The sequence below is a fragment of the Limimonas halophila genome (assembly GCF_900100655.1).
In the GTDB taxonomy this organism is placed as follows: Bacteria; Pseudomonadota; Alphaproteobacteria; order Kiloniellales; family Rhodovibrionaceae; genus Limimonas; species Limimonas halophila.
In genome coordinates this window covers 106,370-130,692 of record NZ_FNCE01000004.1, presented here as the reverse complement: position 1 = coordinate 130,692, position 24,323 = coordinate 106,370, and the positions used below count along the sequence as shown (strand labels likewise).

Below are 24,323 nucleotides of genomic sequence, written 5' to 3'. Positions count from 1 at the left end.
CCGAAATTGCAATACCAATGTATTAATATTTATCTTATGTTTAACGAATGTTGGCCGGACATGCGCGCACCCCGGCGGGCGGTGCACCCGCCGGGGTCGCGCCGGCTGCGGCAACCGGCCGGTCAGAGCTTCCAGGTCAGCCCCCCGCCGAGCTGCCATATGGAGCCGTCCGCCTCGAAGCGTCCGATCTCTTCCTCGCCGTCGAAGCCGTAGGAGCCGTGCAGGTCGAAGCGCAGCCCTTCGAGGATCTGGACGCCGAAGCCGAGCGAGACGCTCTGGCTCCAGTAGCCGTCGGTGATCGTGGTCTGCGCCAGCTGCAGGAAGGTCGGCGTAACGGGCAACGAATTCGGCGAGTTGGGGGCACTGACCTGGCTCACGCCGCCGAAGCTGTTCCCGAGGTCGCCGGCATCCTTCACGATGTCCGAGGAATACGTGTAGCCGGTGCGCAGCGTCACCGCGCCCGGCCCGCTGCCGATGCGGTGCTGCGCGCCCAGCGAGCCCAGGAACTGGTCGTCCCAGACCGAGGAATAGCCGTCGGCGTCCGACCAGTTCTTCCAGCGGAATTCCGCCGCGATCAGGGTGTCGGCCAGCAGCGCGTCGCTGGTGGCGATGCCCGCCTGAACCTCGCGCGGCTGCTCCAGCTTGAGGTCGGAGAAGCTGTCCTGGCCGGTTTGCAGGACGTTGTCGTAGGTGATGTCCAACTCGCTCTTGTAGGCGGCGCCCAGGATCACCGGCCCGGCATCGAAGGTCATGCCGCCCGTGCCGCCGACGCCGAAGTTGTTCACCGTGCCGGAGGAGTTGGTCAGCCCCATCTGCAGCTGCCCGATGCCGAGCGTGCCCACGGCGCCCAGCGTCAGGCGGTCGGTGACGTCGTAGGCGACACCGAAGTTGGCGCCGAAGATCTTCAGATCGGAGACGAGGTTGGGCAAACCGCTGACATTGCGGAAATCGCCGCCGAGCCCGGAAATCGCCGAAATTCCCATGCCGGCGACGAGATCCTCGGAAAAGCGCTGGATGGCGGCGGCGTTCGGCGCCACGGAGGCGTCCAGATCGGACTCGCCGTCGAATTGGCCCGTCAGCGGCGGTGAGGGATCGTTGTCCGGCGCACTGCCGTCCAGCTCCGTCGGTTGGCCGCTGGCATCCAGGTCCGGCGAAACGAAAGTGCCGCCGAGCAGGAACTCGTGCTCGGTCGTCGCCTGACCGAGCGTTGCCGGGTTGGAAAACAGCATGCCGATGGAATCCACGGGCCTGGCGACGGCCACACCTTCCATCCCGCCCGACGCCGGCCCGAGCGAAGCGTCGAATTCACTGCCGCGCGGCGAGGCGTTCGCCTGAAGGGCGGTCAGCCCGATGCCGGCCATCCCGGCCAAAACCCCGGCGCGGCGCGCCCATGTTGTAACACTCGTCATCCGTCCCCCCTGCCCTTGTGTGGTTTCCCCAGGTGCAAGGGGACGGTGTGCGCCCGCATTCGTTCAGCAAAAGTTTAGAATGATCGGTTGAAATGCCGAAGAGAACGCAAACTATTAATTGCCCTATGATGCGTAAAAACTGATGATTTTCGGAAGCCAAACAATCAAGAAAAAGGCCGGTCCGACGACCGGCCTTTGGCTGCAAGACGAACTGTAGAGCGCGATCACCCCCGGCGCGCGACGGGCTCGCGCATCGTGACGAACTCCTCCGCCGAGGTCGGGTGGATCCCGACCGTGGCGTCGAAGGTCTCCTTGGTCGCGCCGGCCTTCACGGCCACGCCCATGCCCTGCATGATCTCCGGCGCGTCCAGGCCCACCATGTGGACGCCGAGCACCGCGCGGCTGGCCGCGTCCACGACCAGCTTCATCATCGCCTTTTCGTCGCGGTTCGGCAGGGTGTACTTCATGGCCCGGAACTGCGTGCGGTAGATCTCCACCGCGTGCCCGGCCTCGACGGCCTCTTCCTCGGTCAGGCCGACGCTGCCGATCGGCGGGTGGCTGAACACGGCCGAGGGCACGTTGGCGTGGTCCATGGCGCGCGGCCGATCCTTGAACAGCGTGTCCACAACCGCCATGGCCTCTTCGATCGCCACGGGGGTGAGCTGCACGCGGTCCGTCACGTCGCCCACGGCGAAGATGGTGTCGGCCGAGGTGCGGCTGTAGGCGTCCACCTTGACGGCGCCGTTGTGCTCGGTTTCCACCCCGGCGCGCTCCAGCCCGAGCCCCGTGGTGTTGGGGCGGCGGCCGGTGGCGAACATGACGGCGTCCGTCTCCAGCGTGCTGCCGTCCTTCAGCGTCACCAGGATGCTGCCGTCGGGCTGACGGTCCAGGCGGGCGGCATCCGCGTGGGTGCGGATGTCGATGCCCTTCTTGCCCATCTCGGCGGTCAGGGCGTCGCGCACGTCCTCGTCGAAGCCGCGCAGGATCTTGTCGCGCCGGTAGAGCTGCGTGACCTGCGCGCCCAGGCCGTTGAAGATGCCCGCGAACTCGACGGCGATGTAGCCGCCGCCCATGATGGCGACGCGCCGCGGCAGCTCCTTGAGGTGGAAGGCCTGGTCCGAGGTGAAGCCCAGCTCCGCGCCCGGAATGTCGGGCACCACGGGATGGCCGCCCACGGCGATGAGGATGTTGCGCGCGGTGATCTGGTCCTCGCCCACGGCCACGGTGTGCTGGTCGATCAGGCGCGCCCGGCCCTGGTGCACCGTCACCCCAGCGTTGGCGAGCAGCTTCTGGTAGATGCCCTCCAGCCGGTCGATCTCGGCGTCCTTGTTGGCGATCAGCGTCGGCCAGTCGAACGTGCCGTCCGGCACCGTCCAGCCGTAGCCGGCCGCGTCCTCCAGTTCGTCGCGCACGTGCGCCGCGTAGCTCAGCAACTTCTTGGGCACGCAGCCGCGGATCACGCAGGTGCCGCCGAAGCGGTCGTTCTCGGCGATGCCGACGCGCGCGCCCGCCTGGCTGGCCATGCGCGCTCCGCGCACGCCGCCGGAGCCCGCGCCGATCACGAACAAGTCGTAGTCGTAGGCCGTCATTCGCCCTCTCCCAGCCTTCGCAGAACGCGGCGCACCATATGGGAAACGGTCGCCCGTTTCATCCCATCCGGTGCGCGGGCGCGGCCGGTGGTGGTGACGGCGGCGATCAGCTCGCGGCGATACCACGGCTCGCCGCGCATCACGCTGGCGGCGAGTGCGGACTTGGGTCCGCCGCCTCAGCTCGCGGCGAACACGCCCCGCGATCTCGTGCGACGTGACGGGCCGGCGGAAGCTGTCCGCTCAAAACCTCGAACGGGCGCGATCAAACGTGCTTACGTTTGGTCGTGAGGACCCCATTCATCTCGACGAGACACCGGTGTCGAGTGACAGACGCGGTTAAGCTGGCTTCAGCTTAGGCCCATGCACATGTATTTGAGTTCCAAGAAGTCATCGATGCCGTACTTGGAGCCTTCGCGGCCGATGCCGCTTTCCTTCACGCCGCCGAAGGGGGCGAGTTCGGTGGAGACGAGACCGGTGTTGATGCCGACCATGCCGTATTCCAGGGCCTCGGCGACGCGCCAGACGCGGCCCAGGTCGCGGGCGTAGAAGTACGCGGCGAGGCCGAAGGGCGTGTCGTTGGCCTGGCGGATCACCTCGTCCTCGTCGGTGAAGCGGTAGAGCGGCGCGACGGGCCCGAAAGTTTCCTCATTGGTGCACTTCATGTCGCTGGAGACGTTCGTGAGCACCGTCGGCTGGTAGTAGGTGCCGCCGAGCCGGTGGCGCTGGCCGCCGGTGAGCACCGTGGCGCCCTTGCTCACGGCATCGGAAACGTGCTCCTCGACCTTGGCGAGCGCGTGCTCGTCGATCAGCGGGCCCTGGCGCACGCCCTCCTGGCGGCCGTCGCCGACCTGAAGCGCGTTCACCTTTTCCGCGAGCTTTTCGGCGAACTGATCGTAGACGCGGTCGTGGACGTAGATGCGGTTGGCGCACACACAGGTCTGACCGGTGTTGCGGTACTTGGCGACCATCGCGCCCTCGACCGCGGCGTCGACGTCGGCGTCGTCGAAGACGATGAAGGGCGCGTTGCCGCCGAGTTCCAGGCTGACCTTCTTGAGCGTCTGCGCGGACTGCTCCATGAGCAGCTTGCCGACGGCGGTGGATCCGGTGAAGGTCAGCTTGCGCACCGTGCGGCTGCTGGTGAGTTCGCGGCCGATGCCCGCTTCCTCGCCGCACACGACGTTGAGCACGCCAGCGGGCACGCCAGCGCGATCGGCCAGTTCGGCGAGCGCCAACGCGGTCAGCGGCGTCTGTGGGGCGGGCTTGATGACGACGGGGCAGCCGGCGGCGAGCGCCGGGGCGACCTTGCGCGTGATCATCGCCAGCGGGAAGTTCCAGGGCGTGATCGCGGCGGTGACGCCGATGGGCTGCTTGGTGACGACGATGCGCGCGTCCTGGGTGTGGGCGGGGATGACGTCGCCGTCCACGCGCTTGGCTTGCTCGGCGAACCATTCGACGAAGCTGGCGCCGTAGGCGACCTCGCCGCGCGATTCCACGAGCGGCTTGCCCTGCTCGGCGGTCATGAGCCGGGCGAGGTCTTCCTGCGCGGTCATAATGCGCTCGTACCAGTCACGCAGGATGTTGGCGCGCTGCTTGGCGGTCTTGGCGCGCCAGTCCGCCCAGGCGATGTCGGCGGCGCCGACGGCGCGACGCACCTCCTCGGGCATGAGGTAGGGCACGCTGCCGATCGTGTCCCCGGTAGCGGGATCGGTGACGGGCGTGGTGGCGCCGGAGACGGCGTTCACCCACTCACCATTGATGTAACACTGCTGGCGCAGCAGGCCGCGGTCGGCAAGCTCGGGCTGCGCGGCTGCGTCGGCGCTCATGGCGGTCGTCCTCCTGCCCGCTAGGGCGCGATGAGACCACGTCGAATCACCTGACGAGCCTCATCCCGCCCTATGTCATTCATGTGCGGGCATGATTGAGAGCCCAGGCTGATGCAGCCCGACCTCATCATGCCCTGGGCCGGTGTGCGGCGGAAGTATAGGGAAGCGGCATCCCTCGCGGAACCGAGGGATGCTGCCCAAGGTGGGTAGTGCCCCTACTCCACGGTCACCGCCTTTGCCAGATTGCGCGGCTGGTCGACGTCGGTGCCCTTGGCGACGGCGGCGTGGTAGGCGAGCAGCTGCACGGGGATGGCGTAGAGCAGCGGCGCCACGAAGGGATCGACCTTGGGCAGCTCGACGCAGGCGGTCGCGCCCTCGCCCATGCGCTCCAGGCCCTCGCGGTCGGAGAACAGCACCACCTTGCCGCCGCGCGCGATCGTCTCCTGCACATTGCCCGCCATCTTGTCGAAGACGGGGCTGGTGCTGGGCGCGCACACGATCACGGGCACGCCCTCGTCGATTAGCGCGATGGGGCCGTGCTTCATCTCGCCGCCGGCGTAGCCCTCGGCGTGGATGTAGCTGATCTCCTTGAGCTTGAGCGCGCCTTCCAGCGCCAGGGGGTACATCGTGCCGCGCCCCAGGTAGAGGACGTCACGCGCGGCCGCCACCCACTCGGCGATGCGCTGGATGCGGCCGTCGTGGTTGAGCACCTCGGCCGCGCGGGCGGGCACCTCCAACAGCGCGTTGGTGAGCGCTTCCTCACGCTCGGGCGAGATCGTGCCGCGCGCCCGGCCCATGGCGATGGCCTGACACGCCAGCACGGTGAGCTGGGTGGTGAAGGCCTTGGTGGAGGCGACGCCGATCTCCGGCCCGGCGAGCGTCTGCATCACGCCGCCGGCCTCGCGGGCGATCGTGCTTTCCGGCACGTTGACCACACCCAGCGTGGCCGCGCCGCGCTCGCGGGCGAAGCGCAGCGCGCCCAGGGTGTCCGCCGTCTCCCCGGACTGCGAGATCGCCGTCACCAGCCCGTCGTCGGCCAGCGGCGGCGCGCGGTAGCGCCATTCCGAGGCGATCTCGACCTCGGCGGGCTGGCGCGCCTCCTGCTCCAGCCAGTAGCGCGCAACCATCCCGGCGTAGAAGGCGGTGCCGCAGGCCGTGAGGGTGACGCGCGAGACGCCGCCGGGGTCGACCGGCAGCTCGGGCAGGCGCACGCGCTGGCCGAGCGGGTTGAGGAAGGTGTGCAGCGTGTCGCCGATGACGGCCGGCTGCTCGTAGATCTCCTTCAGCATGAAGTGGCGGTATTCGCCCTTGCCCACCAGCGCGCCGGACAGCGCCGTGCGGGTGACGGGGCGATCCACCACGGCACCGGTTTCGTCGCGGACGGTGGCACCCGTGCGCGTCAGCTCCACCCAGTCGCCTTCCTCCAGGTGGCAAACGTGCTCGGTGAGCGCGGAGAGCGCGACGGCGTCGGAGGCCAGGTACATCTCGCCCTCGCCGTAGCCGACGGCGAGCGGGCTGCCGCGCCGGGCGCCGAAGATGCGCCCGTCTTCCCCGGCGATCAGGATGGCGAGCGCGAACGCCCCCTCCAGCCGCGTGAGGGCGGCCGAAACGGCGTCGCCGGCGTCCGCGTGGCGGTCCAGTTCGTCGGCGACGAGGTGGACGACGACCTCGGTGTCGGTGTCCGTCTCGAAGGCGTGGCCGCGGCCTTCCAGCTCGCGCCGCAGGGCCTGGAAGTTCTCGATGATGCCGTTGTGGACGACGGCGACGCGGCCGTTCGCGTGCGGGTGCGCGTTGTGCGTGGTCGGCCGGCCGTGCGTGGCCCAGCGGGTGTGGCCGATGCCGACCGTGCCGTTGATGGGCTCGCGCTCCAGCAGGGAGGCGAGGTTATTCAGCTTGCCCTCGGCCCGGCGGCGGGCGATGCCCTGCGCGGTAAGTGTGGCGACGCCCGCCGAGTCATAGCCGCGGTATTCCAGCCGCCGCAGGGCGTCCAGCAGCAGCGGCGCCACGTTCTGGCGCCCGTTGATGGCGATGATGCCGCACATGATGTCTGTCCAGGTCCCGGTGGCGGGTTAGCCGCGCTCGCTCTCGCGCCGCGCCGCACGGAAGCGGCTGGCCGCCCCGGCGCGGTTGTGCTGCTTGCCGCGGGCGACGGCCACGGCGTCGGCGTCCACGTCGAGCGTGATCGTGCTGCCGGCGCCGACGATGGCGTTCTCGCCCACGCTGACCGGCGCCACCAGCGCGGTGTTGGAGCCGATGAAGGCGTTCGCGCCGATCTGCGTGCGGTGCTTGGCGATGCCGTCGTAGTTGCAGGTGATCGTGCCCGCGCCGACGTTCGCGCCCGCGCCGACCTCGGCATCGCCCAGGTAGGTGAGGTGGTTGGCCTTGGCGCCCTCGCCCAGCGTGACCGCCTTGGTCTCGACGAAGTTGCCGATGGCCGCGCCCTCGCCGACGTCCGTGCCGGGGCGCAGGCGCGCGTAAGGGCCGACGCTGGCGTCCGGGCGGACGTGTGCGCCCTCCAGGTGGCTGAAGGCGCGGATGGTGGCGCCGTCGTCCACGGCAACGCCGGGGCCGAAGACGACGTGCGGCTCCACCAGCACGTCCGCGCCCAGCTCGGTGTCGTGGCTGAGGAAGACGGTCTCGGGCGCGACCAGCGAGGCGCCGCCGCGCATCGCAAGCTGGCGCAGGCGGCGCTGCATCGCGGCCTCGGCCTGCGCCAGCTCCGCGCGCGAGTTCACGCCCTGCACGGTTTCCAGGTCGGCCTCCGCGAGGGCCGTGGTTTCGCCCGCCTCGGTCGCCAGCCCGAAGACATCGGTGAGTTGGAACTCGCCGCTGGCGTTGTGGTTGCCCACCTGGGAGAGAAGCTGCTGCAAAAGCGGCGCGCGGGCGCACAGCGTGCCGGCGTTGCACAGCCCGATCTCCAACTGCTCGGCCGTGGCGTCGCGCGCTTCGACGATGCGGCGCACCGTGCCGTCCTCGTTCTGGATCAGGCGACCGTAGTGCCCCGGCTCGCCCGTGCGGAAGCCCAGGATGGCCAGCCCGGCTTCGGAGTCGCTGCGCGCGCGGCTCAGGCGCTCCAGGGTGTCGCCGGTCACGAGCGGGGTGTCGCCGTAGACGACCAGCACCTCCGCCTTGGGATCGTCGGCCATGTCGCCCAGCGCCGGGCGCGCGGCCTCGACGGCGTGGGCTGTTCCCAGGCGCTCCGTCTGCTCGACGACGGGATGCGGCGCCGCCGCTTCGGCGACGCTGTGCATGTCCGGGCCGACGACCACGACGACCTTTTCGGGCTCCAACTCGCCCACGGCGTCCAGCACGTGGTTGAGCATGGGCCGGCCGGCGACGGGATGAAGCACCTTGGGCCGCGCCGAGCGCATGCGCGTGCCCTCGCCGGCGGCCAGGACGACGACGGCGCGGCGGGGTCGGGTCATCATATCCACGGTCGTGCCTCCCTGGGATGATCCGTCCGGAGGCCGGAGCCTGCCACGCGCGCACCGCGCCCGCCAACGCCGGGGCCGTAGTCATTTGGTGGCTGGATCGGGGCACGCGGCTGTGGCACACCCCTGCGGCCGCCGCACGCGCAACAAACCGTTGGAGGACCGATGCGCCGCGCCGTGTTGTGCGACCTGGACGGGACGCTCGTGGACACCGTCGCCGATCTGGCGGCGGCGCTGAACGGCCTCCTGGCGGAACTGGGCTATCCGGCGCTGTCGCGCCGGCGCATCCGCCGCTTCGTCGGCGGCGGCGCGGTCGGCCTCGTCTCGGGCGGGCTGGCGGAGGTGGGCCACGCGCCCGCCGACGAGGAGGCTCGGCAGCGGCTGGTGGCACGTTTCCTGGAGCTGTACGCGGCCGCGCCCGCGGCCCACAGCCGCCCCTTTCCCGGCGTCGCGGACACCCTGGCGGCGCTGGCGGCGGACGGCTGGCGGCTGGCGGTGTGCACCAACAAGCCGCAGCACCTGGCCGAGCGCATCCTGGCGGATCTGGATCTGGACCGGCACTTCGGCGCCGTTGTCGGCGGCGACAGCGTGCCCGCGAAGAAGCCCGACGCCGGCCACATCCGCACCACCCTGGATGCGCTGGACGTGCCGCACCAGGGCGGCGTGCTGGTGGGCGACAGCCGCACGGACCGGCTGGCCGCGCGCAACGCGGAAATCCCGGTGGTGCTCGTGACCTACGGCTACACCGAGATGCCGGTGACGGGCATGGGGGCGGCGCGCGTCATCGGCAGCTTCGACACTCTACCCGCCGTCCTGGATGGGCGGAACCTCGGCGTCGGTATGGTCCGCCAGTGGCAGTAGCTTGCGCGCTGACAGCTGCGCGGCATCGCCGTCGTTCATTGTGACCAGGTGGGCGCGCAGCGCGCCCAAGAGCGTCACCGCTTCCAGGCGCACCGGCAGCGGGGGCAGCCCCTCCTTCACCTCCGCCAGGAAGACGCGGATGGTGTCGGGGTACTTGGACTCGCCGCCACCGCCGCTGCCGCCCTTGCCGCGGTTGCGGCCGTTGTCCTGCTCGAAGCCGTGCACGCGGCGCAGCGTCAGCTCGCACACCCGCGCCGGGCCGCTGTACATCGTGTAGGCGCTTTTGCGGATCTGCTTGGTGCCCTGATCCTGGGCGATCAGGTTGAAGCGGCGGCGGCCGTCGAAGATGGCCACTTTGCCGTCGCAGCCGTCCGCAGCCTGGCGCAGCAGGGTGTAGACCGCGCTCACGGGGTCCAGCGTGGCGCGCCGGGCGCGCTCGGGGACGACCTCGCGGTCGCGCTCGTCGGCTGGGTCGGGCCATGCCTTGAGGGTAGGTGCGCCGTCGCCGGCGGGGTAGTCCAGCGCGGCCCAGCGGATGCGCTCACTGCCCTCCCGGCTGGCGGTGTGGAAGCGCCCGGGATCGGGCAGCTCGCCGTCGACGGCGCCGACGCTGCGGGCTTCCAGCACGAAGGGGAAGAGCGTGCTGGTCCAGCCCTTGGTCTGCGCCTGGAGCGCCAGGTCGTAGCGATTCGCGTCCAGCTCGACGCGGGCCTTCATCGTCAGCCCGTGCAGGCCGCCCACCCACAGCTTGTAGGTCAGCCCGACCTGCTCGGCCGTGGCGGGCGTGGCGAGCAACGCCGCCATCAGCGGTGCGGCGCACAGCCCCCGAAGCGTTCCCGGCATGACGACCCTCGCGATAACGCGCGGCGCGGATGCGGCCAGCCTGCCACGCGCTTCACATGGCGCAAGCCGTGGCCCCTCATCGCCACCGCCCCAATGGCGGCGTTCGCGTGTTGACACCGCACCGGGGCGCCGCCTAGAAAACGCAAACCATCCGCGGTAGCCGATCCCGCGGCCCTTGGGCGCGTAGCTCAGCGGCAGAGCGCCTCGTTCACACCGAGGAGGTCCCTGGTTCAAATCCAGGCGCGCCCACCATTCAAGTCCTTGAAAAAGCCGGATTTCAAAGTTCGCCTCGCAAGGCGCGAGCGTGTATGGGCGTGTTGGGGTCACAGCGGCCGTCCATAATGGACTGGGAACGCGATTAAGCCACCACCGATACGCCAGCGTATCCATAAGCCGAGCGCAACGATTGGGCGCTGGTGCGTCGCCTACGCACGCCATCCGGCTACAGCCCTCGGATTGCGCACGCCAGGGATAGCCCGCGACCTTCCGCGAAGCCCGCCAATGCCCCCTGTGGCTGCTGCGGGTCGCGGAAACGGCTTTTTGCGGGGACTCCGTTCCATCGCGCCCCGTGCGCCATCAAAGCCTCAACAGCCGCTATACCGCGCGGCTGTGCCCGTCGCTCGGCGCGAAATAGGGGTCGAACGCGCTGCATGCCAGGCGTGTCCACGGCCACGCCTCGGGCGCCAGCGTGACCCGCCACCCCCGGCGCTCCAGCAAGCCTTGCCGCTCGAGCGGCGCCAAGGCCGTCCAGCCGTTCGCGAACAGCTGCGGCGCGTAGCCGTGCGCCTGGGCGCAGGCCGCAAGGTCCACCGTCTGATACGCCATCAGCGTGGTGATGGCGCTGCGCCGGCAGGCATCTTCGGCGCTCACCTCAATCCCCTTGTGGATGGCGAGGCCGCCGTCGCGCACGCGGTGGCGGTAGGTGCGCAGATGCGGGCTGGCCTGGGCGTAGCCCTGCGGCACGGCGCTGATCGCCGACGCGCCCACCCCGAGCAGCCACTGGCACGGATCGTCCGTGTAACCCTGGAAATTGCGCCGCAATGTGCCGGCAGCGTGCGCGCGGGCCAGGCCGTCGGCCGGCTTGGCGAAGTGGTCGATGCCGATGGCGCGGTAACCGGCGGCCTGAAGGACCGTGCGCGCCGTCCGGGCCTGGTCCAACCGGGCTTGCATGCCCGGAAGCGCGCCGCTGTCGATCTGACGCTGATGCGGTTTCGCCCATGGAACGTGCGCGTACCCGAACACGGCCAGCCGGTCGGGCGTCAGCCCAGCCACGCACTCGGCCGTTTCTGCCACGCTGGCCGCGGTCTGGTGCGGTAGCCCGTACATCAGGTCGACATTGAGGCCGGCGATCCCCGCCGCACGCACCGCCGCCACGCTCTCCGCCACCTGGCGGTAGGGTTGCACCCGGTTGATGGCCGCCTGAACCGTTTCGTCGAAGGTCTGCACCCCCAGGCTGACCCGGTTGATCCCCGCCGCCGCGAGCTCCCCGGCCATATCGGGCGTGATGGTCCGCGGATCCAGTTCCATGGCCAGCTCGGCGTCCGGCCGGATCGCGAACAGGTCGTCCACCGCGGCCATGATGCGGTGGAAGCTGTCCGGCACCAGGATGCTGGGCGTGCCGCCGCCAAAGTGCAGGTGCGTCAGGGGCGCGCGGGTGCCCAGGCTTGCCGTCAGCTGGCGGAGATGCGCGATCACCGTTTCGGCATAGGCCGCCAGCGGCTCGTTGCGGCTGGCCGCGCGCGTGTGGCAGCCGCAATACCAGCAGAGTTGCCGGCAGTACGGCACATGGATGTACAGGGAGATCGGGCTGACGCCGTCGTGCGCCGCGAGCCAGCCGCGCAGCGTATCGTCGCCCACGGCGCCATCGAACTGCGTGGCGGTGGGGAAGCTGGTGTAGCGCGGGACCGCAACGTCGAGGCCGTTGCTTGCGAGATTCCAGGCTGCTGCGGTGGCCGTCATTCCCCTCTCCGTTCGGCGAGCACACGGCGCGGCCAGCGTGTCGCCCTCGACCGGCTGAAGCCTTGCGCTGAATCAAAGATGCGCTTGCGGGCACTCGGCCAGACGCCCCATCTACTCGGCACGCGCCGTCAACAACATCGGGGCGTGGGAGAGCGCATAGCCGCCGAACGCAGCGATCCACGCCGCTGCCGAGAGCCCCATGAGGCCGGGCGCCAAGGCCGGGCTCATCCCCGCGACAACCCGCAAGAGCCCAGACGCGATCACCAGCCCGTAGAGCGCGGCCGTGACGGCATCGGCGCGCAAGGGGCGTCCGGTGTGGCCGCGCGGCACGCGCGTCATCATCGCCAGCATCAGCGTTCCCATCAGCCCGGCCGTCAGGGCGTGGAGGGCGGCCGTCGCGGGAACGGCGCCGGCCGCGTGCAGCGCGATCAGCCCAAAGCCTACGGGCAGCCACGCATAACCCAGGTGCAGCACCCAGAGCAGGGGTTCGGTGTGCGCGCGCCAGCCCCGCCAGCGGGCCAGGCGCACGGCCGTCAGCACGGCCGCACAGCCCGCGAGCACGGCCGTCAGCGGGTGCGCGCCCAGCCCCACCCAGGCCGCGAGCGCCGCCGCGGCCGTCACCAGGCCCAGGCGGTCGAGATCGTCCGGCTCGGCCGGATACGGCCCGCCGCGCCCCGTCTGCCGCAGCCAGTTGCGCGTGAACGCGGGCACGATGCGCCCGCCGATCAGCGTGGCGAGCAGCGCGATCGCGGCGATCCCCAGGCGGTTCCCGGCACCCGCCAGCGGCGCCATGCCAAGGGTCTGCACGTGGACGACGGCGTTGCCCGCGACCAGCACGCCCAGGGCCGCCAGCACCGGTAGGTTGCGCCAGTTGCCGGTGCCCACGATCACGCGCGCCACCCATCCCAACAGCACCAGTCCGAAAGCCATGTCCGTCGCCGCCACCACGGCGACCGGCAGGCCGCCACCGAGCGTCATCACCGCGCGCCCGAGCAGCCAGAGGCCGGCGAGACCGGCCAGCGGCGCGCCCCGCAACGGCCCGGTCGCGGTCCAGTTGGGCACGGCGGTCAGCAGGAAGCCCGCGACGATCGCGAGCCCGAAGCCGTAGACCATCGCGTGCCCGTGCCAGACGAGCGGGGGCAGCGCGCTGGCGGGCGCGCCGGTGCCGTGCAGCGCCGCCATCCACAGCGCCAGCGCGCCGGCCGCCCAGAGGGCGCCGCCGAGGAAAAAGGGCCGGAACCCGTGCTGGAAAACGGCCGGTAGCGGCCGGCCGCCCGCCGCCCCCACGCTCATGCCAGCGCCCTCATGCCGGCGCGGTCCCGGGCTGCGTCGGTAGCCCCAACAGGCGGTCGAGCGCCCGACCCGGCCGCGTCAACTCGGCGAGGGTGTAGCCGTCGAGCACGGCGAAGAAGGCTTCGCGCGCCTCCGCCAGCGCGGTGCGCAGCACACACGCCGGGGTGATGCAGCACGCGTTGCCCGAGGCGAAGCATTCCACCAGGGGCGTGCCGCCTTCGGCCCAGCGCGCGACCTCGCCCACGTTCACCGTCTCGGGCGGACAGGCCAGGCGGACGCCGCCGCCGCGCCCGCGCTCGGTGGTGACGTAGCCGGCCCGGCCCAGGTCGTGGACGATCTTCATGATGTGGTTGCGCGAGATGCCGTAAGCCCCGGCGACACCGGCGATCGTCGCCTTCTCCGGCGCCACGCGCGCCAGATAGATCAGCGTGCGCAGCGTGTAGTCGGTGTAGGTGGTGAGCCGCATAAAACCTGCACGACAGATATTGCAATTAGCCTGACCCGATGATAGCGCGAAAAGAACCATAGACGAAACACCTTTTCGCGGAGGCGGCATGGCCGACCGCATGCAGCGCTACGTCCACATTTCCGGCCATCAGCCGGACAAACGCGCCGCCCAACCGACCTCCCGTTCTGCGCTGCTAGAATCACATATATATTTAATACATGTCTTCACCATGCGCCTCGACACGCCAGCGGTTGCAGCCCGCGCACCGGCCCGAGCGCGGGCGAGAGGTGGGACATGACGCCGCAGCGCTGCCATCGTGGACACATCGCGGAGCCATCGGGAACCGCGCGGCGCTGCGCACCAAAGCACGGAGGAGCACCCCGATGACGCCGGCGAAATCCGTATGCGCCTTGACGATGCTGGCCGCGATCCTCGCGGCTTCGCCAACTTCCGCTGGCGACGGGCCGCAGCCGGTCGGCCCCAAGCTCCCGGCAAAGGTGCGCGGACTCCTGATTCAGGAAATGAACGCCGTGCTGGACGCGACCCACGACATCCTGGACGCGCTGGTACGTGGACGGGATGAGGTGGTCGCCGAAAAGGCGCAGGCGATCCACGACAGCTTCATCCTGAAACAGGAGATGACGGCCGCCGACCGCCGGGCGTTCCGTGACGCGGTTCCCGAAGCCTTCGTGGCGCGCGACAAGGCGTTTCACGAGCTGACGGCGGACCTCGCCGAAGCCGCACGGGACCGCGACCGCGCGCGCCAGCACCGGCTGTTCAGGGACATGACCGAGGCGTGCACGGCCTGCCACGCGCGCTACGCCCCCAACCGCTTTCCGGGCTTCGGGGAATGAGCGCGCGGCGGGCGACGCACGGGGCGTGGCGCGCCGTGTCGGGTGTCCCCTCGTCCGGCGCGGGCAAGACGTGCTGTTCGACTTGATCCGCCCCGACGAAAGCGGGCGCGTCCGTCTTGGGGGCCGTTGCCATCGGCGTAGACGAGCGAAAACCTGGCGTTCCCGGTGCTTTCACGTCACGCTATCCGGATGGCCCGGGTTTCACGATGATCGACCGGACGAGCGACACCCCCGGACAGCGGATGCCACCCCATGAAATCCGATTTTGCTTTTAAAACCATCCGCGAGCTCAGCCACGGCTTGGCCTTCAAGCACTTTTCGCCCGTGGAATTGCTTGAAGACGTCATCGCGCGTTCCGAAAAGCTGGAACCGCAGCTGAAGATGTTTTGTTATGTCGATTTCGACCGCGCACGGGCGGATGCACGGGCCGCCGAGACGCGCATGATGCGCGGCGACCGGTCGAGCGAGCTTGACGGCATCCCGACCGCGATCAAGGACCTGATCCCCGTGAAGGGGATGCCCCAGCGTTTCGGCTCGCGTGCGGTTCCGGACACGCCCGTGTCCCTCGATGCGCCCAGCGTGGAACGGCTGCGCGACGCCGGCGCCGTCATTCTCGGAAAGTCGACGACGAGTGAGTTCGGCAGCAAGGCCGTCGGCGACAGCCCCTTGAGCGGAACGACCCGCAATCCCTGGAACGTCGAGATGACGCCCGGCGGTTCGAGCTGCGGCGCGGCCGCGATGGTGGCGGCCGGGCTGGTTCCCTACGCCCTGGGCACGGATGGCGGCGGATCGGTGCGCATTCCCGCCGCGCTGACCGGTCTTTGCGGCATCAAGGCCCACTTCGCGCGCGTGCCGGTTTTTCCCGCGCCCGCCACGCCGAGCCTCGCCCATGTCGGCCCGGTGGCGCGCACCGTGGAAGATACGGCGACCGTGCTTTCGGTGATTGCCGGGTATGACCGGCGCGATCCGTTTACCCTTCCCGGCGGCGTCCCCGATTTCGTCGGCGCGACGAAAACGTCCAGAAAAATGAAAATCGCGTGGAGTCCCACGCTCGGGTACGGGCGCGCCGATCCCGAGGTGACGGGCCTGTGTGAGCGGGCGGTCCGGCGCATCGAGGGCATGGGCTTTGCGGTCGACCGGCTCGACGACGTGATGGACGACCCGTTCTCCCTGTGGGCCGCGGAATTCTACGCGGGCGTGGGAACCAAGCTGCGCAAAATCATCGCGGAGCAGCCCGAGCTTCTCGACCCCGCCGTCTTGGACGTCCTCAAACAGGCGCTGCGCCAGGATCTGCACACCTACTACCAAAGCGTCTTCGATCGCTACGCCTTTCGGGAAAAGGTGCGCCAGCTCTTCGAAACCTACGACCTGCTTCTCACGCCCACCGTGCCGGTTCCGGCCTTCGCGGCCGGACGCAATCTCCCGCCCGGTTATGAAGACAGGGACATCGTTTCCTGGGCCACCTTCACCTACCCCTTCAATCTGACCGGTCAGCCCGCCGCCTCGCTCCCCGTCGGCTTCAACGACGACGGCTTGCCCGTCGGCCTGCAAATCGTCGGTCCCGCCCACGACGAAGCCGCCGTTCTCTCGCTGGCGGGGACGTATGAGCAAGCAAACACGGACCACATTCGTGCCCGGCCGGCGATGACCTGGGCCACGTGAACGATCTGCTTCGAGCCGGTCGCGGAGCGAACCCGGATCTCGACGGCGTCGCGGCCGCTTCAGGCTGCCCGCCGCCAAGGACGGTCACCGGGATCTACTGCCGTTTCTGGCTGACGATCTTCCAGGCGCCGTCGGGTTGCCGGCAGGCCGTGCCATAGGTCTGCACCGTTTCGCCGCCGATCGTGGATGTCGCCGTGTACTCGCGGCGGTACCGGCCGCTTTCCGTCTGATAGGTTTCGCGCGGCGTCACTTGATGGCGGCGGTGGGTGTCGGGGTTCCGCCATTCGACGGTGCGGCCGGTCGGGGCGTTTTCCAGCGCCTGATCGACGCACAAGTGGTCGGCCCGGTCCATGGCCCGGCCGATCTCGCCGCCCAAGAGCACCCCGGCGATGGCGCCGCCGATGATGGCGGCAATACGCTCGTCGCCGTCCCCGATCTGCGACCCGGCCGCGGCGCCGGCCGCGCCACCCAGGATGCGCCCGAGCGCTTCGCGGTTGCATCGGCCCGCGTCGAGATAACCGCGGTCGCGCCGGGCGTGCCCGCGCTCGTGCCGCTGCCGGTGGCCGCGATCCGGCGGTCCCGCATGGGCCGGCGGACCCGCGTGCGCCGGCGGGCCGCGCCGCTTCTTGCCGTGGTGGGGGCCGCGATCTTCGTAGCCGCGGCTGTGGCCGGACTCGTCCTTCCACGGGTCGGCGGCGGCAAGCGACGGGCTCGCCACGAGACTCAACACGGTCAAAGCAGCCACCAAGCGCCGCAGGAGAGGCATTCCGGTATTCCCCGATCGAACGTTCATCCTAAGTATGCCGGAGGTGGGGAGCCGGAACACGGTTTTTCAGCCCCTGTCACGGTTCGATCACAGCGCAAACAATCTGCGGCATGTCTGCACAAAACCGTCATCCGGACGGCCTTTCATACCGCTCGAATGGAAGCGGGAGGAGCCGCCATGCAGATGAAACGCCAAATCGAGGACGCCTTCGAGAAGGCCAAGCCGGTCATCGGCGGCGCGCTGGGCGGCGCCGCGGTGGTCACGATCGCCGGCTTCGCCGCCGGCTGGGTTGTGACCAGCGGCACGCTGAAAGCCGAGGTCAAGGACGCCCGCGTGAGCGCCCTTGCAACCGTTTGCGCGCAGGAAGCCAAGGCGCATTGGCTGGACGAGGGGAAGAAGTTGGCCGCCCTCGACGGCTACACCAACGACAAGCGCGAAAAGCTCGCCGAGTCCTTCTCCATGAGCGTCCGCGACTGGAACCTAGAAAGCAGCGTGCAGGAGCACTGCAACGAGGAACTGCAGGAGGCCATCGACGCCTGAGGTGTTGTCACGTGGCCGTGGCGATATGAGACCGCGCGTGCAGGGCCGCCAGGACCACGTGCGGCACCGTCAGGGCCGCAAGCCCGACGAAGACCGTGGCGATCGCGGCGGGAACGGCGTTCACGGCGCCAGTCAGCCCCCACCACGCCAAGGTGCCCGCCGCGATCGTCACCAGCGTCAACGGCCAGGCCGCGCGCGCGAAGCGGATCAGCCCGCGCCGCGCGTCCGCCGGGCTCAGGCGCGCCGCCACCGTCAGGGTGTGCCGCGGCGCGTGCCACAGACAGAAGTAGACGACGAAGGCCAGCAGCGGCGGCAGCACCCCCACCGCCACCGTCAACGCCAGCACCTCCACGGCCGTGCCCCGCCGCCCGCTCGCCCAGGCGATGACGGCGAACGCCGCCAGCGCACCGGCGAACACGGGCGCGCCCCAGGCCAGCGGCACCAGCACGGCCTGCACGCCCGCCGCCGACGATCCCGGCAGCAGGTACGCGAACAGCTCCCCCGTGCGCTCGGGATGGAAGAGCACCGGCCCCAGCACCGGGATCGCGCCGCGCAGGCCAGCTTCCAGCACGCGCAGCGGACCGCGCGGCGCGGCCGGGTCGGCGGCCACGTCCTCGGCGCCGAAGTGCCCCGCCGCGAGCAGCAGGAATCCCACGAGCAGCCCGGGCGGCCACAGCAGCCACGCCGCCACGACGACGGTGGCCGCCGCCACGTAGAGCGCCCCGAACACCAGCCACCACGCACGGCCCACGCGCGGCGCCAGGAGCGTCTGCCCTTCCAGGTGGTCCACCGCACCGTGCGGCAGCCCCAGCACCGCCACCAGCGCCGCCAGCACCGCCGCCTTCGCCGCCGCGCCGGGCGCCGGGAGCAGGGTCGCGATCGCCACGGCGGCGACGGTCACGCCGAGCGCCGCCCGCGCGTGCGTTGCGCGCAGCGCCGCCGCACCCGTCATCCCGCCGCCCTCGCCGGCCACGGCGTCGTGCTGCGCACGGCCTCGCGGGCGAAGGGGCCGACCGGCAGCGCCGCCATCACCCGAACCACATCCGCCGGCCGCGCGCGCTCCATGAGAAAGCGCGCCAGGGCGTCGCCCGGCACGCCGGCCGCCAGCCGCCGGAACAGCTCGGGTGCGCCCTGCGGCTCGGCTAGCAGGCGGTTGAGGAAGATCCGGTCCAGCCAGCGGGTGCCCGCTCCCCGCATCGGAAGCGGTTGCGGCGCCCCCGCCAGGATGCGCTCGGCCAGCCGCGCGGCATGGCGCTGGATGGGCAGGAAGGCGTAGCCCGTGCTCGGCCGCGGCGCGCCCGCGCGCGTGCCGATGGGGATGACACCCGGCGCGGCCGGCGCCGGGGGCAGTGCCGTGGTCATGGGGATCGCGCCCTGCTCGCCCGCCACCACCTCGGCCGCGTTCCCGGCAACGCCCGCGACGGCGTCGGCAAGCGCGCCGTCCAGCGCCCCCCGCTCGGGCAGCGAGGGCGTGAAGGCCGTCAGTTCCACGAGGGCGCTGGCGTCGCTGTCGGGCAGGACGTAGCGGAAGCGGATCTCGCCGGCCTGGGGCACGCGGAAGTCCATGAGGTCCACCGTGCCGGGCGCGAAGGTGCCGGGGCGGGCATGGACACGGGCACCCGCGAAGACCTGCCACAGGAAAGGTTCGCCGGGCGCGCGCAGCGCATCGGCCGCCGGCGGGCGGCCGTCGCAGACGACCCCGGCGCCGATCACCTCGCCCGTCTCGGTTTCCACGTGGTCGCCGGCCACGCGCCGCACGCTGACGCCGGTGCGCAACTCGGCGTTGGGCGCGGCGGCGATGCGCTCGCGGGCGCGGGCGTAGACGTCCCCGGCGCGCACGCGGGCGTAGGGAACGCCAGCGTCTTCGGCGACGGCCACGCCGGCCGGCGTGGCGACCCGCCACGACCGCCAGCGCTGAGCGATCAGGTCGCGGAAGGGATGGGGCTCCACATCCCAGAAGCACCAGGTGCGGTCGTCGGCGTAGGCCGTGCGCGGCTCCAGCACGGTGACGCGCGCCGCCGGATCGCGGTCCAGCAATGCCACCGCGAGGCTCAAGCCCGCCAACCCACCGCCGGCGATGACGACGCGCGCGCTCATGCCGGGGCATCCGGGTCGGCGCCCACGCGTCCGGCGATGGACGCGTGCAACGCGGGATCGTGCGCAGACGGCGACCCCACATCCCACGTGCGCGGGTGCGCGAATGCCATCAGGGCGGCCAGGGAGCACACCGCCTTGCGGCCCGGCGGCACGGCGGCCCGCCGGCGCCAATCGTGAGCCGCCAGGACGCGCGGCCCGATGGCGGCGTAGATGTGCCGCGCCGCCAAGATCGCCAGCCGCGCCCGCGCGGGGATGAAGCGCATGCCGCGCTCGGCGCTGGCGTAGTAGCGGTCCGCCGTTTCCAGCGTGCGCGCCAGCGCCCGGCGCACCCGGCCGTCCACCTCGCTGTCCCCGGCACACAACTCGGCGGGGCTGAGCGGCCCGCCCAGCCACGTCGCCGGCAGGTAGCGGCGGCCGCTGGCCGCGTCCTCGCCCACGTCGCGGGCGATGTTGGTGAGCTGCATGGCGATCCCGAGGTCCACCGCGAAGGGCCACGCGCGCGGGTCACGCACGCCCAGCACGGGGCACATCATCACCCCGACCGTGCCGGCGACGCCATGGGCGTATTGGATCAGCGCGTCGCCGTCGGGAAGCTGCGGCGCGTCCAGATCGGCGCGCACGGCCCGCACCAGCGCGCGGGCGGCGTCCAAAGATATGCCGCGCCGCTGCGCCAGCCCCAGAAAGCGTTCGGTTTCGCGGTCGGGCACCGGGCCGCCGTCGAGCGCCGCGAACACCGCATCCAGCGCCGGCCCCGCGCGCTCCGGCGCGGTTTCGTCGCCCAGGTCGTCGATGCGCCGGCAGAAGGCGTAGAGCACGGCGGCGTCGCCGGCCGTCGCGGCGGACATGAAGCGCGCCGCCCAGTGGAAGGAGCGCCCCTGGGCGCGCAGCACGTCGGCGGGCGCGAGGGGATCGACGGCCTGGCTCATGCCGGCGCCCCGGCCGCGATCACGCGTTCCACGACCTTGGCGGAACACAGCACGCCGGGCACCCCGGCGCCGGGGTGCGTGCCCGCGCCGACGCAGTACAGCCCCGCCACCTCCTCGCTGCGGTTGTGGAAGCGGAACCACGCCGACTGCGTGAACAACGGCTGGATGCGGAAGGCGCTGCCGTGCCGGTCCAGGTAGGCGTGGGCGAAGTGCTCGGGCGTCACCGCCGTCTCGGCGGCGATGTGGCCGCGCACGCCCGGCAACTCGCTGGCTTCCAGGCGGTCGAGCACGCGCTCGCGCACCTGCGCTGCCGCCTCGCCCCAGTCGATCCCGGCGCGCAGGTTGGGCGTGCACGCCAGCGCGTAGAAGCTGTCCCCGCCGCAGTGCGGCGCCATGCCGGGGTCGGTCGCCGCCGGGCGGTGCAGATAGACGCTGGGCGTCGCGCACAGCCGCCCACGGTCGAAGATGTCGCGCAGCTCGTCGCGCTCGTCCGGGCCCACGGCGATGGTGTGGTGCGCGACGTCGGGATAGGCGCAATCGGTGGTGAAGTAGAGCACGTAGAGGCCCATGCCGTAGCGCAGCCGGTTCAGGCGCGGCGCCGTCCAGCGGCGCTTGGCGACATCCGGCACCATGTGGCCGTAGACCCGCGCCGGGTCCGCGTTCGCCACCACGACATCCGCCGAAAGGTGGCCGCCGCCCGCCAGGTCGACGCCCACGGCCCGCCCGTCGCGCACGGCGATGCGCTCCACGGTCGTGCCCGTGCGCACCTCGACCCCCGCGAGGTCCAGCAGCCGCGTCAGCGCGTCCACCAGCGCGCCCGTGCCGCCTTCCGGGAAGACGACGCCCCAGCGCCGCTCCAGCTCGTGGATGAGGGCGTAGATGCAGGTGGTGCGGTGCGGATCGCCGCCGATCAGCAGCGGCTGCAGGCTGAGCGCCGTGCGCAGGCGCGGATCGCGGATGTGGCGCGACACCAGCCCGTACAGCGAGCGGTCGGCGCGCAGCCGCGCCAGATCGGGCACGGTGCGCAGCATCCGCCCGAAGCTGTGGAAGGGCTGGTCGCCCAGCTCGGTGAAGCCCTTGTCGAAGAGCTTGCGCGCGTGCGCGGCAAAGCGGCGGTAGCCGTCCACGTCGCCGGGCGAGAGGCGCGCGATTTCGGACTCGATGCGCGGCGTGGGGCCGTAGTCGAAGTGCTCGCCGTCGTGGAAGCGGATGCGGTACCAGGGCGAGACCGGCAGGAAGCGCACGAACTCGGCGCGGTCGTGGCCGAACAACGCGAACAATTCGTCGAAGAGGTGCGGCGCCGTGATGACGGTCGGCCCGGCGTCCATGCACGCGCCGCCGACCGTGTAGACCTGCGCCCGGCCGCCCAGGCGCGCGCAGCGGTCCACCAGCGTGACGTCGTGGCCCCGGGCGCGCAGCCGCAGCGCCGAGGCGATGCCGCCGAAGCCGCCGCCCACGACCACCGCGCGCGGCCGCGGACCGGCCGTGTGGGGCGCGCTTACGGCGTCGCGGCGGCGCATGCCGGCGCCTCCTCGCTGGGGGCGGGGCCGCCGATGGCCGTCGCGGCCCAGCCGGTGAACGCGCGCAGCTCCGGGCGCAGGCGGGCGGCAGCGGAGGCGGCGTCACCCATCAGCCCATCCCGCCAGCCCGTGATCTCGGCCCGCACGTCGGCCCCGCGCAGGCGGGCGATCCAGATCTCGGCATCCTCCGGCGCGGCCAGAAAGCGATCGAACGCGGCCACCGTCGCCGGCTCGCCGAGGGCGCGCAGCGCCGCGACGGGGGCGCACAGCCGCGCCGCCGCGACGTCGCCGCCCGCCGGCCGGCCGAGCTTGTGCCCGTCCAGGTCCGCCAGATCGTCGCCGATCTGGTAGGCCGCGCCCAGGGCTTCGAAGGCCGTCCGCGCGACATGGCGCTCGCGGTGCGGCACCCCGGCCAGGATCAGTGCCGCGTCCACGGCGAAGGCGAAGAGCGCGCCGCTCTTGTCGCGCGCCAGATCGAGGTAGGCGTCGCGCGCCGCGTCGCCGGGCGCGGTGGCGGCGGGGGCGCGTTCGCGGGCGACGCCGTCCACCAGCCGGCGCGCGGTGGCGCTCAGGGCCTGCACCAGCTCGCGCGGCGCGCCGGTGGCCGCGGCCTCGGCGTGCGCGGCGGCGAGCAGGCGGTCGCCGAGCAGCACCGCGCCGGCCGTGCCGTGGGTCTTCCAGACGCTCGGCACGCCGCGGCGCGTGGCGTCTTCGTCGATCAGGTCGTCGTGAACCAGCGAGGCGTTGTGCAGCAGCTCGACCGCCGCTGCGGCGGCTTCGGCGTCGCGCGCGTCGCAGCCGAGCAGGGCCGCGGCGGTCAGGGTCAGGCGCACGCGGCTGCGCTTGCCGCCGGCGGCATCGTGGGCCGCGCCCGCCGCCGCGAGCGGGGTGTCCGCCCAGGCGGTGCGCAGGCGCGCCTCCACGGCGGGCGCTTGCGTGCGTGCTTGCGCCAGCGCGGCCTCGAGGGGGGTGTCGGCGTTTCCGGTCATCGGGCGCTCCGAGCGCGAGACGGGGTGGAATGGGAAGGGGGTGGGGCTTGGCCCCACCCCCGGTCGGCGGTCAGCCGGACGCCTTGGCGCCGCCGTACTCCGCCTCGGTCTTGCGCATGGCGATCTGGAAGATCAGCACGCCGAAGACCGCCTTCGCGACGATGTCGGCAACGGAATAGCCGACCTGCACGAAGGTCTCCGCGGTTGCACCCGTCAGCCCGATCATCGGGAAGAGGAAGACGATCGGGTAGAACAGCCACGCGGCGACGGTGAGCCAGCGCGCGGCGCTCACCAGGCCCTTGGCGTTCTCGGGCTGCTTGTCGATGGCGCTGGAAAGGCCGACGACCAGCTCGTAGACGATCCAGATGAACGGCAGCATCGCCAGCACCCAGAACAGCCAACGGGTGCCGTCGTCGGTCGCGACCTCGCCCGGATAGCCGAGCACGATCATGATCGCCGCCAGCACGCCCAGCCGCGTGGCCTTGGACACCGTCTCCTTCTGCGGCAGGCGCATGATGAGGATCAGCTCGATCATCAGCAGCGGGACGGTGAGCAGCCAGTCGACGTAGCGGTAGGCGTCGTTGAAGGGCTTTCCGGTCGGCTCGACGGCTCCGTTGGCGAGCGTGAAGGCGGCGTCCCAGCTCTCGGCAATGCGGAAGTAGTGATAAAATGCGATAAAGGTAACCAAGCCCGTGATGGTCACGGCGATCTTGTACGGCTGCGCCACGAGCGGCCGCCCCATCCAGAAATAGAGGGTCGACGCCGCCATGACGGCGATCGTGAACGAGAAGAAGTTGTAGACCAGATTGTACTGGCCAACTGTCATGTCGACGGGCATTTTGCTGCTCCTGTTTCCCTGTTTCCCGGGACCCTGCGGATACCCACCCTTCGGACCCGAGTTCCGGTACAGCCGCTGGCCGGTAACGGCGGTACGGCCGTTCCCCCGGCCGCGTGCCGCCTAACTTCGCCGGCCCAACAGGCTGCGTTAACCGAACATGTGGACTTCAAAAATTTGGCGGCAAGCCCGCACGTGCGTTGCGGAAAAACCCGCCGCCGTCTTGACGGCACGCCAAACTTTTTCACCAAATGTTCGCACACCGGCGGCGTGCGGCGGCACACGCATTCGGGGAATCCGGTTCACGCGCCCGGGGGACGAAGGCCGGAAAAACCACGCAACGGGATGGTGCGGCGCCCCCATCGCGCCGTAGGTGTGACAAAACATCACACGCCCGGAGGCACGCATGCGTGGTGGCGCGTTTGTGAATCTGATCCGGCTCGCCCTGGTCCTCACAGCCTGCTGCCTGGCGACACGC

The 24,323-nt window shown here is 71.1% G+C and carries 20 protein-coding genes and 1 tRNA gene; 5 read left to right on the top strand and 16 right to left on the bottom strand.

The window, feature by feature from the left end:
- Positions 1–122 precede the first annotated feature (122 nt).
- The 5 genes from BLQ43_RS07480 to glmU all read right to left on the bottom strand — a co-directional run bounded on the left by BLQ43_RS07480 (position 123) and on the right by glmU (position 8,246).
- Positions 123–1,409 carry an OmpP1/FadL family transporter gene (locus BLQ43_RS07480; protein ID WP_090019513.1) on the bottom strand — a complete coding sequence of 429 codons (1,287 nt, stop codon included), beginning with the start codon at positions 1,407–1,409 and terminating at the stop codon, positions 123–125.
- Between the two features lie 224 nt (positions 1,410–1,633).
- Complete coding sequence (gene gor, locus BLQ43_RS07475; RefSeq protein ID WP_090019512.1) at positions 1,634–2,998, bottom strand: glutathione-disulfide reductase; 1,365 nt, start codon at positions 2,996–2,998, stop codon at positions 1,634–1,636.
- A 347-nt stretch (positions 2,999–3,345) separates the two neighbouring features.
- Positions 3,346–4,821 (bottom strand): NAD-dependent succinate-semialdehyde dehydrogenase, encoded by a 1,476-nt coding sequence (locus BLQ43_RS07470; RefSeq protein WP_090019511.1) that lies wholly within the window; start codon positions 4,819–4,821, stop codon positions 3,346–3,348.
- Between the two features lie 215 nt (positions 4,822–5,036).
- Entirely contained in the window at positions 5,037–6,863 is a 1,827-nt protein-coding gene (gene glmS, locus BLQ43_RS07465) for a glutamine--fructose-6-phosphate transaminase (isomerizing) (RefSeq protein WP_090019510.1), read from the bottom strand.
- 27 nt (positions 6,864–6,890) lie between these two features.
- Positions 6,891–8,246, bottom strand: a complete 1,356-nt coding sequence (gene glmU, locus BLQ43_RS07460) for a bifunctional UDP-N-acetylglucosamine diphosphorylase/glucosamine-1-phosphate N-acetyltransferase GlmU (protein ID WP_090019592.1) — start codon at positions 8,244–8,246, stop codon at positions 6,891–6,893.
- Positions 8,247–8,417: 171 nt separating this feature from the next.
- Here glmU and gph point away from each other — a divergent pair, with 171 nt between their 5' ends.
- Positions 8,418–9,113, top strand: coding sequence for a phosphoglycolate phosphatase (gph, locus tag BLQ43_RS07455; protein ID WP_090019509.1), 696 nt, complete (start codon positions 8,418–8,420; stop codon positions 9,111–9,113).
- Here the strand turns inward: gph and BLQ43_RS07450 are convergent.
- On the bottom strand, positions 9,054–9,956 hold the full coding sequence (locus BLQ43_RS07450; protein ID WP_090019508.1) for a DUF3108 domain-containing protein: 903 nt from the start codon (positions 9,954–9,956) through the stop codon (positions 9,054–9,056). The two genes, gph and BLQ43_RS07450, sit on opposite strands and share 60 nt — an antisense overlap.
- Positions 9,957–10,133: 177 nt before the next feature.
- Here BLQ43_RS07450 and BLQ43_RS07445 point away from each other — a divergent pair.
- Positions 10,134–10,208, top strand: a tRNA-Val gene (locus BLQ43_RS07445).
- Positions 10,209–10,550: 342 nt separating this feature from the next.
- On the opposite strand, the gene hemN is transcribed toward BLQ43_RS07445, so the two are convergent.
- From hemN to BLQ43_RS07430, 3 genes are all read right to left on the bottom strand, one after another.
- Positions 10,551–11,915 carry an oxygen-independent coproporphyrinogen III oxidase gene (hemN, locus tag BLQ43_RS07440; RefSeq protein WP_090019507.1) on the bottom strand — a complete coding sequence of 455 codons (1,365 nt, stop codon included), beginning with the start codon at positions 11,913–11,915 and terminating at the stop codon, positions 10,551–10,553.
- Between the two features lie 111 nt (positions 11,916–12,026).
- Positions 12,027–13,208, bottom strand: a complete 1,182-nt coding sequence (locus BLQ43_RS07435; protein ID WP_090019506.1) for an NnrS family protein — start codon at positions 13,206–13,208, stop codon at positions 12,027–12,029.
- A 10-nt stretch (positions 13,209–13,218) separates the two neighbouring features.
- Entirely contained in the window at positions 13,219–13,674 is a 456-nt protein-coding gene (locus BLQ43_RS07430; protein WP_090019505.1) for an RrF2 family transcriptional regulator, read from the bottom strand.
- A gap of 365 nt (positions 13,675–14,039) precedes the next feature.
- Between BLQ43_RS07430 and BLQ43_RS07425 the strand changes: the two genes are divergently transcribed.
- Positions 14,040–14,510, top strand: a complete 471-nt coding sequence (locus BLQ43_RS07425) for a cytochrome c (protein ID WP_176758571.1) — start codon at positions 14,040–14,042, stop codon at positions 14,508–14,510.
- A gap of 300 nt (positions 14,511–14,810) precedes the next feature.
- Entirely contained in the window at positions 14,811–16,172 is a 1,362-nt protein-coding gene (locus BLQ43_RS07420) for an amidase family protein (RefSeq protein ID WP_245659502.1), read from the top strand.
- 94 nt (positions 16,173–16,266) lie between these two features.
- On the opposite strand, the gene BLQ43_RS07415 is transcribed toward BLQ43_RS07420, so the two are convergent.
- On the bottom strand, positions 16,267–16,938 hold the full coding sequence (locus BLQ43_RS07415; RefSeq protein ID WP_090019502.1) for an RT0821/Lpp0805 family surface protein: 672 nt from the start codon (positions 16,936–16,938) through the stop codon (positions 16,267–16,269).
- Between the two features lie 183 nt (positions 16,939–17,121).
- Here BLQ43_RS07415 and BLQ43_RS07410 point away from each other — a divergent pair, with 183 nt between their 5' ends.
- The gene (locus BLQ43_RS07410; RefSeq protein ID WP_143006188.1) at positions 17,122–17,478 is read left to right on the top strand and encodes a hypothetical protein; all 357 of its coding nucleotides are present in this window, start codon (positions 17,122–17,124) and stop codon (positions 17,476–17,478) included.
- A 7-nt stretch (positions 17,479–17,485) separates the two neighbouring features.
- Here BLQ43_RS07410 and BLQ43_RS07405 read toward each other — a convergent pair whose 3' ends face one another.
- The 6 genes from BLQ43_RS07405 to BLQ43_RS07380 all read right to left on the bottom strand — a co-directional run bounded on the left by BLQ43_RS07405 (position 17,486) and on the right by BLQ43_RS07380 (position 23,848).
- Positions 17,486–18,430: a Brp/Blh family beta-carotene 15,15'-dioxygenase gene (locus BLQ43_RS07405; RefSeq protein ID WP_143006187.1), complete on the bottom strand. Its 945-nt coding sequence runs from the start codon at positions 18,428–18,430 to the stop codon at positions 17,486–17,488.
- Positions 18,427–19,575, bottom strand: coding sequence for a lycopene cyclase family protein (locus BLQ43_RS07400; protein ID WP_090019499.1), 1,149 nt, complete (start codon positions 19,573–19,575; stop codon positions 18,427–18,429). The genes BLQ43_RS07405 and BLQ43_RS07400 overlap by 4 nt, the downstream gene beginning before the upstream one ends.
- On the bottom strand, positions 19,572–20,501 hold the full coding sequence (locus BLQ43_RS07395) for a phytoene/squalene synthase family protein (protein WP_090019498.1): 930 nt from the start codon (positions 20,499–20,501) through the stop codon (positions 19,572–19,574). Before BLQ43_RS07395 ends, BLQ43_RS07400 begins: the two co-directional genes overlap by 4 nt.
- On the bottom strand, positions 20,498–22,021 hold the full coding sequence (gene crtI, locus BLQ43_RS07390; RefSeq protein WP_090019497.1) for a phytoene desaturase family protein: 1,524 nt from the start codon (positions 22,019–22,021) through the stop codon (positions 20,498–20,500). The genes BLQ43_RS07395 and crtI overlap by 4 nt, the downstream gene beginning before the upstream one ends.
- Complete coding sequence (locus tag BLQ43_RS07385) at positions 22,000–23,010, bottom strand: polyprenyl synthetase family protein (RefSeq protein WP_090019496.1); 1,011 nt, start codon at positions 23,008–23,010, stop codon at positions 22,000–22,002. The genes crtI and BLQ43_RS07385 overlap by 22 nt, the downstream gene beginning before the upstream one ends.
- Before the next feature lie 70 nt (positions 23,011–23,080).
- A complete protein-coding gene (locus BLQ43_RS07380; protein WP_218119153.1) occupies positions 23,081–23,848 on the bottom strand; it encodes a bacteriorhodopsin-like in 768 nt (255 codons plus the stop codon).
- Between the last annotated feature and the right edge of the window lie 475 nt (positions 23,849–24,323).